Source organism: Anoxybacillus andreesenii (genome assembly GCF_030813005.1).
Lineage (GTDB): Bacteria > Bacillota > Bacilli > Bacillales > Cytobacillaceae > Robertmurraya > Robertmurraya andreesenii.
Genome location: NZ_JAUSTU010000053.1, coordinates 1 through 6,326, shown reverse-complemented (window position 1 = coordinate 6,326; position 6,326 = coordinate 1). Strand labels below are relative to the sequence as shown.

The 6,326-nt window shown below is 37.0% G+C and carries 7 protein-coding genes; all 7 read right to left on the bottom strand.

The genetic code is table 11. The features are described from left to right. Positions 1–112: 112 nt before the first annotated feature. Positions 113–514: an arsenate reductase ArsC gene (locus J2S07_RS21400; protein WP_014097261.1), complete on the bottom strand. Its 402-nt coding sequence runs from the start codon at positions 512–514 to the stop codon at positions 113–115. Positions 515–531: 17 nt separating this feature from the next. Further along, positions 532–1,584, bottom strand: a complete 1,053-nt coding sequence (gene arsB / locus J2S07_RS21395; RefSeq protein ID WP_061857590.1) for an ACR3 family arsenite efflux transporter — start codon at positions 1,582–1,584, stop codon at positions 532–534. 5 nt (positions 1,585–1,589) lie between these two features. Further along, a complete protein-coding gene (locus J2S07_RS21390; RefSeq protein ID WP_307152410.1) occupies positions 1,590–2,120 on the bottom strand; it encodes a DUF2703 domain-containing protein in 531 nt (176 codons plus the stop codon). Beyond that, positions 2,113–3,885, bottom strand: coding sequence for an arsenical pump-driving ATPase (gene arsA, locus J2S07_RS21385; protein ID WP_307152409.1), 1,773 nt, complete (start codon positions 3,883–3,885; stop codon positions 2,113–2,115). The genes J2S07_RS21390 and arsA overlap by 8 nt, the downstream gene beginning before the upstream one ends. A 1-nt stretch (position 3,886) precedes the next feature. Next, positions 3,887–4,246 carry an arsenite efflux transporter metallochaperone ArsD gene (arsD, locus tag J2S07_RS21380; RefSeq protein ID WP_014097257.1) on the bottom strand — a complete coding sequence of 120 codons (360 nt, stop codon included), beginning with the start codon at positions 4,244–4,246 and terminating at the stop codon, positions 3,887–3,889. A 13-nt stretch (positions 4,247–4,259) separates the two neighbouring features. Then, a complete protein-coding gene (locus J2S07_RS21375; RefSeq protein WP_015009204.1) occupies positions 4,260–4,595 on the bottom strand; it encodes an ArsR/SmtB family transcription factor in 336 nt (111 codons plus the stop codon). Positions 4,596–4,765: 170 nt separating this feature from the next. After that, on the bottom strand, positions 4,766–6,250 hold the full coding sequence (locus J2S07_RS21370) for a recombinase family protein (RefSeq protein WP_442320013.1): 1,485 nt from the start codon (positions 6,248–6,250) through the stop codon (positions 4,766–4,768). Between the last annotated feature and the right edge of the window lie 76 nt (positions 6,251–6,326).

The following is a 6,326-nucleotide window of genomic DNA, read 5'->3' as shown; positions in this document are numbered from 1 at the left end:
CTTTCGCTTGGTGGCCCCTTCATTTGGGTAAGGACCTAACGGTCCTTACCCAAATGAAGGGGTTTAATTTTTGCCCACATTAATTTTACTCATACAATTGGCGTTATAATTATTATGACTTTAGTTTTGCTTTTAACTCTTTTATTTTTGTTTCTATTGTTGATATTACTTTTTTAAATTCCTCATCACTCTTACCTGTAGGATCATCCAACCCCCAATCTTCCCTGTGTTTACATGGAAGGTAAGGGCATTCCACATTACACCCCATTGTAATAACAATATCTACTGGAGGTATTTCATCAAGCAACTTTGAATGTTGAGTTTTCTCCATATCTATATCATAAAGCTCTTTCATTAGGCGCACAGCATCCTGGTTAATTTGAGGTTTTGTTTCTGTGCCAGCAGAGTAGCTTTCAAATATATCTCCTGCAAAGTGCTTACCAAGTGCCTCGGCTATTTGGCTTCGACATGAATTATGAACACATATAAATGCGACCTTTAGTTTATTACTCATTAAGCATTACCTCCTTTCTAGCTTTTTTCTGGAAACCAGTGCCTTGTATTATTCGCTATCTTTACTAATATCAACATAACAGGCACTTCTGTTAGAACCCCTACAATGGTAGCAAGTGCAGCTGGGCTTTGTGTTCCAAACAATGCAATCGCAACGGCAACTGCCAGTTCAAAAAAGTTAGAGGCACCAATCATACCAGCAGGCGCTGCTATCTCATGAGGTAGTTTTATAACCTTGCTTGCTAGATATGCAATGAAAAAGATTAGGAAAGTCTGAATAATTAATGGTATAGCAATTAAAACAATATGGAGTGGATTGTTCAGAATTACATCGCCCTGGAATGAAAAGATTATTATTAATGTTAGCAATAGACCTATGGTAGTGATATTCCCAAACTTCGGTATAAAACTCTTTTCAAAGTAATCGAGTCCTCGCTTTTTTGTGATGTAATTACGGGTAATTATACCACCAGCCAGCGGGATAACAACAAACAATACTACAGATAAAACAAGAGTGTCCCAGGGTATGGTTACACCGCCCACACCTAGAAGAAACGCAACTATGGGCGTGAAAGCTATGAGAATTATAAGATCATTTGTTGCTACTTGCACGACGGTATAAGCCGCATTGCCTTTAGTCAAATAACTCCATACAAATACCATCGCTGTACACGGTGCCGCTCCAAGAAGTATTGCTCCCGCAAGATAGTCTTGTGCCAATTCTGCCGGAATTAGAGATTTAAAAATTACAAAGAAAAACAGCCATGCAATGCCGAACATGGTAAAAGGCTTTATCAGCCAGTTAGTTATCCATGTAACAAAAAGCCCCTTAGGATTTTTTCCTACATTTCTAATACTTTGAAAATCTACTTTTAGCATCATTGGATATATCATAAGCCAGATTAAAATCGCCATAGGTATTGAAACATTTGCATATTCAAAACGTCCTAAAAACGCTGGGATTCCGGGTAAAAACTTTCCAATCAATACCCCTGCAAACATACATAAAATAACCCATACGGTTAAGTACTTTTCAAAAAATCCAATTCCACTATTACGTTCCTTACTCATGTAAATCAATCCCCCTTTCTTTCTAAGCTATCAAAAAATGTAATTAAGTTTTGTGGGATTTCATATTTCTCATTTGTCAAGGGGATTGAACTATGGCCATCATAAACTTCTTTCAAAATTGCGTTAATAATCATGGATTTTGGTGGTTCCGTATACTCTATACCATCCTGCACCCAAACTCTGCAATCCACAGAGTCACCACATAGATCTCCACATTCTTTGCAGGAAGATTCCTTAACCTCAAGAGCAATATCCCTGCCATTTACACGAATGGTTGGAGAACTTAAAAAATGGTGTTCAATGGCTAACTCCCTTGAATTTATATTAATCTTATTCACCACTATATCAAACCCTGCCGTTCTTAATACCGTTGATACTTCATTAACTGCATCCTCAAGATTAGTTTCAGTTCCTTGACACCTCTTACATACACTCAGATCAAGATAAAGAAAATCTATTATAATCTGCCTTTTTTTCTGTTCTTGTCCGCAGCAGCTACTGCCACAAGAGCAACAGCCAGCATCACTTTTATTCATCACTTTTACTACCTCCAGAAAAGTTCACTATATTTTCAATTGATGCATCCTGAAACCAGGGGATTGCAACAAAGTTATCAGAACTTATTTGCTTAACTTTTTCCAGCCATTGCTTTTCAGCATCAGCGCGAGCTATTAACATACTATTTTTAGTATTCGTCAATGAAAGGCACTGATTAACCACCCACCATTTGTTATTAATTCCCGCTCTATTCAGGTCATCACCCAGTCTCTGAGCTTCAAATACCGGTGTTGCTTCAGGTAATGTAACAATAATAACCTCTGTTTGTTTCTCATCCCGAAGTCTTGGAAGTAATCTTTGAACAGATATTGGCGTTTCACCTTTTGTTCTCTGAACCTCTTTATGATAACTCTGTGTAGAATCAAGCAACAGAAGCGTGTGACCCGTTGGTGCAGTATCAATTATTACAACTTCGTTTTCAGCCTTGTCAACAATCTCAGCAAATGCTCTAAATACTGCAATCTCCTGTGTGCATGGAGAGCGTAAATCCTCTTCAACATAAGCAACATCATCTTCGCTCATTGTTTCACGAGCCTTACTTAATACCTCATTTTGATATCGCAATAGTTCCTGCTTTTCATCTATTTTACTTAGCTTAATATTTTCAGTATCTTCAACCACATATTTGAGATGATTAGCTGGGTCTGTAGATGTTAAATGTACCTTAACACCCTTTCTAGCAAGAGCCACTGCAATGGTTGCAGCAATAGTTGTTTTTCCAACACCGCCTTTGCCCATTGTAAATATCACTTTTTTACCTGCCCTATAAATATCTTCAATCAGAACATCTAGGTTTCTTAAATTTAAGGATTTGCTATAAATACTATTTTTTGTGTATTCGTCACTATATAAAAATGTTCTAATATTATCAATACCTACAACGTTATAGGAACGAAGTGGTATAGTGAAAATCTTAAACTTTTTTAAACCCTGTGGCATATTTTCCAAAGCCTTTTGCTGCTTATCTAACATTTTAATCGAAACATCGTCAGTTGCTTCACTCAGTATACCATTGATAACTAAAACCTGATTGTTTATCCCTAGCTCACTAAGCTCATGGCTTGAACGTTCAGCTTCAATCAAAGGAGTTTCCTCCGGCCTTGATACCAATATCAAAGTTGTTTTATCTTTATCTGCAAGGTTTTCAACCGCATTCTTATACATATCCTTTTTATCTTGAAGTCCAGCGAGCTGACCTAAACATGACGCCCCATGTGTACTTTCACTGATAAAATTACTCCAGGCTGATGGTAATTGCAGCATACGAAGTGTGTGCCCTGTCGGAGCAGTATCAAAAATAATATAATCGTATTTATTCTCTGTGGATTTATCAGTGATGAAGTTCGAAAACTGGTCAAAAGCGGCAATTTCAACAGTACATGAACCCGAGAGTTGTTCCTCCATATTTACAATTACACTATCCGGCAACTTCCCCCTATATGGAGCAATAACCGATTCCCTATACTCTCTGGCAGCTTCCTCTGGGTTAAGATTCGCCACAACTAAACCCGGCGCTCCATCAATCGGCACACCTTTGCCATCAAGCTCAGTATTAAAAACATCCTGCAAATTGGATGCAGGATCAGTGCTTATAAGGAGAACACTTTTTCCATTATCAGATAAATTTACTGCCACAGCACAAGCGGTTGAGGTTTTACCTACACCACCCTTTCCTGTGAAAAACATATACTTAGTCAGATTTATCCCATCTAAACTAAATGGCTCATAATTATTCTTTAACATCTTAACAGCACCCCTTTGGTCCGCAGCAGCCGCTCTTCTTTTGAGGTTTTGTGCTTATTTCCACCCCTAACCATTCTGAAAACTCTTCGTTTGTTGGGTAGCTTTTGGTTTTTACAATTTCACCATCTGCCAGTGTTACAGGAAGAATATCTGCTCCTTCCTTTTGTAGAATTTCACTTATAACTTTATTGGAGATAAAATCCTGAGGTTCACTTGACAAACCATGCCTTTTTATAATAATCCCTTTTTCTTTAAGCGAATTAATAACAGTTGCTACTCTTAACAGCTCTGGGTCAATAGATGGTCCACAAACTCCTGTCGAGCAACACATTGCTGGGTCAAAAATCTCAATATTTTTCATTACTAAATCCTCCTTAACAACATTGATTATCAGATTTTTTATTTTTGCTCTTTTTACAAATACAATCTTCTTTATCGTTTGTTATGCATGTAAAGAAAGCTATAACCTCATCCGTTTTTTCTTTGTTTAATGTATATCTCATCCAAGCCCCATCACGTACTGCATTTACAAGACCGCTTTCAGATAATATCTTCATATGATAACTAAGAGTGGATTGAGAAATACTGAATTCTTCTAATATATCGCATGCGCACATTTCTCCACACGATAGCATATCTATAATCTTTAACCGTGTTTCATCTGACATAGCCTTAATTGCAGGAACATAATCTGCATATGAATGCTTCATAAAATTACCTCCTTTATATTTATATGTATCAATGATATCGAATGTTCTCGATATGACAATAATATCAAGCATATCGATAGTTGTCAATATGATTTTGTAATTGTAATAAGTTAATTACAAAAACCGCCGACCAAGATGCCACAGCCCCTTAATCGGCGGTCAAACCCATTTTATATTTCTATGTCAATTTCAACACCAGATTTAAATTCAATAGTAAGTTTATCATCATAGACCGTTATTTTCTCTATAAGCTTTTTTACTAGTTGCTCATCATACTCCTCGAGGAGGGTGGATTGTTCATTAAGGAATTTTTCCATATCTTCTAGCCTTTGCTTGGAGCCTTTTTTGCCGGCTTCTTCTGCTAAAGCCTTATGCCTTTCCTCTCTGAGCCTGTAAATCTCATCGGCTATATCGTTATAATCTTCTTTGGAATTGGCCAGTTTCAAAAGGTCTTTTTGTAATTCCTCTAGCTTTTTATCTATATTGGAAACAATATTATTGTCCGTTTCACTTATCACTGTTTCTATATTTTCCTTTAAGATAGTTAAAAAGCCATCCTTTTGCCCTATTAGTTTATTAATTGCCTCCACCGTAGCAATACCTATCATATCCTCCAGCACGGTTCGGGAATGACAAGCTAACCCTGTATTCTCAAGCCTACTGACGCATCTCCAAACAATCGATTTTTTACCTCGGTTATTCCAATGAACTCTACGGTATATTTCGCCACACTCTCCACAGAAGATAATTTGCGAAAATACATGATTTGAACTAAAGTTTCTTTTCTTTCCACTAGTACTTATATGTCCTTTACTTCTACGAACTAACTCTTCTTGAACCTGCATGAAAATTTCACGCGGGATAATGGCTTCATGGTTATTCTCTACATAATACTGAGGTACGATTCCATTATTCACAACCCTCTTTTTTGTAAGAAAATCTACCGTATAAGTTTTTTGGAGCAGTGCATCACCAATGTATTTTTCATTGCTTAATATTTTCCTTATAGTGCTGGTGTGCCACCTTTTTTTGCCCGCTCCTGTAAGTATGCCATCTGCTTCAAGTCCTTTTTTAATTTTATCCATACTGGAGCCTTCAAGGTACTCTCGGTAAATTCTTTTAACTATTTCAGCTTCCTCCGGCACAATTACTAATCGCTTATTTTCATCTTTGGTATATCCTAAAAACCTAGAACAATTGACCATTACCTCTCCCTGTTGGTATCGGTATTGATAGCCAAGCTTTACATTCTGGCTTAATGACTGGCTCTCTTGTTGCGCTAAGGATGCCATAATGGTAAGCATAATTTCACCTTTGGCATCCAATGTATTGATATTTTCTTTCTCAAAATATACCGCTACATTTTTATCTTTAAGTTTCCTGATGTATTGTAGACAGTCCAAGGTATTTCTAGCAAATCGGCTTATTGATTTGGTAATAACCATATCAATTTTCCCAGCCATACACTCATCAATCATTCGATTAAATTCGTCGCGATTTTTTGTATTTGTGCCGCTGATACCATCATCAGCAAAGATCCCTGCAAATTCCCACTCTGAATTCTTCTTGATAAACTCTGTATAGTGTTCAATCTGCACTTCGTAACTACTAGCCTGCTCATCACTATCTGTAGAAACGTAAGCGTCAAATAGAATCCACCTGTTAGTGTATATAATACCTATGAGATAATCTCTTTAAATCAAAGTTTGAGGAGGTTTTTTATGTCCCAGA

Coding starts and splice junctions, on each gene's coding strand:
- arsA (WP_307152409.1), bottom strand. CDS start 3,885: ATGTTAAAGAATAATTATGAGCCATTTAGTTTAGATGGGATAAATCTG.
- arsD (WP_014097257.1), bottom strand. CDS start 4,246: ATGAAAAATATTGAGATTTTTGACCCAGCAATGTGTTGCTCGACAGGA.
- J2S07_RS21375 (WP_015009204.1), bottom strand. CDS start 4,595: ATGAAGCATTCATATGCAGATTATGTTCCTGCAATTAAGGCTATGTCA.
- arsB (WP_061857590.1), bottom strand. CDS start 1,584: ATGAGTAAGGAACGTAATAGTGGAATTGGATTTTTTGAAAAGTACTTA.
- J2S07_RS21400 (WP_014097261.1), bottom strand. CDS start 514: ATGAGTAATAAACTAAAGGTCGCATTTATATGTGTTCATAATTCATGT.
- J2S07_RS21390 (WP_307152410.1), bottom strand. CDS start 2,120: ATGAATAAAAGTGATGCTGGCTGTTGCTCTTGTGGCAGTAGCTGCTGC.